Consider the following 2,920-nt stretch of genomic DNA (forward strand, 5'->3'; position numbering starts at 1 on the left):
AATACCTCTGAAGGCCTGTCCGTGGTCGCCCACGGTCTGGACTGGAAGCCCGGACAGAATGTGGTGACTTCACGCCAGGAGTTCCCTTCCAACCGCATTGTCTGGCAGTCGCTCGAATCTCGCTTCGGCGTCGAGGCCCGGTTGGCGGATTTGAGCGCAGCTGACGATCCCGAAGCCGAGCTGTTCGCCCTGGTTGACGACAACACCCGTGTAATCGCCATCAGCGCAGTCCAGTACGCTACCGGTCTGCGCATGGATCTGGCGCGTATCGGCGCCTTCTGCCGCGAGCGCAAAATCCTGTTTTGCGTGGATGCGATCCAGCAGCTCGGCGCGCTGCCCTTCGACGTGCAGACGGTGCAGGCCGACTTCGTGGTGGCGGACGGCCACAAGTGGATGCTGGGTCCTGAGGGCATCGCCCTGTTTTACGCGCGCCCGGAACTGCGTGACACGCTCGGGCTGCACCAGTACGGCTGGCACATGGTCGAGCACGCCCACGATTTCGACCGCGAGGACTGGGAGCCGGCGTACAGCGCCCGGCGATTCGAATGCGGCAGCCCCAATATGCTGGGTATCCACGGCCTGCAGGCCAGCCTGTCCCTGATTCGGGAAACCGGGCTTGAAATTATATCTGAGAATATTTCTAAGAATATTCAGTATCTAATTGAAAAATTAGAAGAAAAAAATATGGAAATCCTGTCCGATCTGCGTCCGGAGCGTCGTTCGGGAATTTTGACCTTCCGGCCGCCGGGCGACGTGGCGGCGGTCTACGAGCATCTCCAGGGGCAGGGCGTGCTGTGCGCACTGCGCGGCGGTGGCATCCGGTTTTCGCCCCACTACTACACCAGCCGCGAGGATATGGACCGTGCCCTGACGCTGCTGACCGGGGCCTAGCGGCCCTTCCCGGGTTGACGTATGGAAGATGCAAAACGATTTCGGGGATCGTTGTCTAAACTTAATAAACACAACGAGGAAAATCCCGCCGCCAAGGGAAGTGATGATTCTGCGTAAGCTCAAAGTCGCCTGTGCCAATGCCCTGACCCGTTGGCTGGTGCAACCCGTGGATAGCGACACCCACGCCGGGCTTTCCGACTACGAACAGCTGCGCGAACAGGCCCGCCCCGCCGACGTGATTCTGGTGGAAGGCAACACGCGCCTGAGCCGGATCATCAAGACCATCAATACCTCCCCCTGGACCCATTCCGCGCTGTATATCGGCGCACTCGACGAGATCGGTGATCCGATCGTGCACGAACGCGTCCGCCAGTTCTACGACGGACCGGCCGATGTGCCCTTGCTCATCGAGGCCGAACTCGGGATCGGGGTCCGCATTTCCCCTCTGGAAAGGTATCGATCCTTTCACCTGCGGCTGTGCCGGCCCACCGGCCTGTCCACGCATGATGCCGCTATCGTCGTCGAGGAGGCGGTCAGCCGCCTCGGCCTCGCCTATGATTTCCGCCAGTTGCTCGACCTGGCGCGCTTCCTGTTCCCCTATCCCCTGCTGCCGCGCCGCTGGCGTTCCACCTTGTTCGAAACCCATGCCGGCGAAGCGACGCGCACCATTTGTTCCACCATGATGGCCGAGGCCTTCCAGAAGGTGCATTTCCCGGTGCTGCCCGTCGTTCGGCGTGGCGCCGGGGGAGAAACTCGGCTAGAAAAACGTAATGTGAAATTGTTCACGCCGCGGGATTTCGATATGTCGCCCTACTTCGACATCATCAAATATCCCCTTTATCCGGTGAGCGAATGCGCGGTCTACCGGGATCTGCCCTGGTGTGCCGACCGGAGCGATCAGCATGAATCGACTGAAGTGCCGGTGACCGGCATCGCAACCAAGGAGGAGGTCTGACACGCACGATCCTGTTGAGCATTGATGCACGCTGCACGCAATACAAAGAACAACAACGACAATATCGAATTGAGGAGGATGCCGGATGATCGGGTTCCTGGCGGGAATGGCACTGATCGGGGTCTTGGCGTATTTCCGTCCGCCATTCTGGCTGAGCACAATCGCGCTGGTTCTGTTCGGTGCGGCACTCACGTTGCCCGGCGGGATCACGATGACAGGATGGATCCTGTGGGCAGTATTCCTCGTCTTCCTCATACCCGTCACCATTCCGCCCCTGCGCCGGTATCTGGTTTCGCTGCATATCCTGCGCCTGTTGCGCAACGCCCTGCCCCAGATATCCGACACCGAGCGCGAGGCCATCGAGGCCGGCAGCGTCTGGTGGGACGCCGAGCTGTTTTCGGGCAAGCCCGACTGGAACAAACTGCGCGACTATCCCGCCGCCCGCCTGAGCGAAGAGGAGCAGGCCTTTCTGAACGGTCCGGTGGAAACGCTGTGCGGCATGATCGACGACTGGGAGATCACCCACGAGCTTTGCGATCTGCCGCCCGCGGTGTGGGCCTTCATCAAGGAGCACAAGCTGTTCGGCATGATCATTCCGCGCCGCTACGGCGGTCTGGAGTTTTCGGCGCTGGCGCATTCCGAGGTGGTGATGAAACTCGCCAGCCGCAGTGTGACGGCGGCGGTCACCGTCATGGTGCCCAACTCGCTGGGTCCCGCCCAATTGCTGTTGCGTTACGGCACCCAGTCGCAACGCGACCATTACCTGCCGCGTCTCGCCACGGGCGAGGAAATCCCCTGCTTTGCCCTGACCGGTCCCCTAGCGGGCAGTGACGCCGGCGCGATACCCGATACCGGCATCGTGTGCCGCGGCGAATTCGAAGGGCGCAAGGACGTGCTCGGCATCCGGCTCAACTGGGAAAAGCGCTACATCACCCTGGGGCCGGTGGCCACCGTACTGGGGCTGGCCTTCAAGCTGTACGACCCGGAGCATCTGCTCGGCGAGCAGACCGCCCTCGGCATCACCCTGGCGTTGATTCCGACCGATACGCCCGGCGTGGAAATCGGCAACCGCCA

3 protein-coding genes are annotated in these 2,920 nt (G+C 61.6%); all 3 read left to right on the plus strand.

The window, feature by feature from the left end; genetic code table 11:
- The coding region (locus P8Y64_14315; protein MEJ2061623.1) for an aminotransferase class V-fold PLP-dependent enzyme at positions 1 to 891 on the plus strand (891 nt) is incomplete at its 5' end.
- 103 nt (positions 892 to 994) lie between these two features.
- Positions 995 to 1,846: a YiiX/YebB-like N1pC/P60 family cysteine hydrolase gene (locus tag P8Y64_14320; GenBank protein MEJ2061624.1), complete on the plus strand. Its 852-nt coding sequence runs from the start codon at positions 995 to 997 to the stop codon at positions 1,844 to 1,846.
- A 211-nt stretch (positions 1,847 to 2,057) separates the two neighbouring features.
- Positions 2,058 to 2,920 (plus strand): acyl-CoA dehydrogenase family protein (locus P8Y64_14325; GenBank protein MEJ2061625.1); only part of this gene is annotated, 863 nt, incomplete at its 3' end.

Source organism: Gammaproteobacteria bacterium (assembly GCA_037388465.1).
GTDB lineage: Bacteria > Pseudomonadota > Gammaproteobacteria > SpSt-1174 > SpSt-1174 > JARRKE01.

What these genes read in the sequence shown, in the direction of transcription:
- P8Y64_14320 (MEJ2061624.1), top strand. Translation starts at nt 995, where the DNA reads ATGATTCTGCGTAAGCTCAAAGTCGCCTGTGCCAATGCCCTGACCCGT.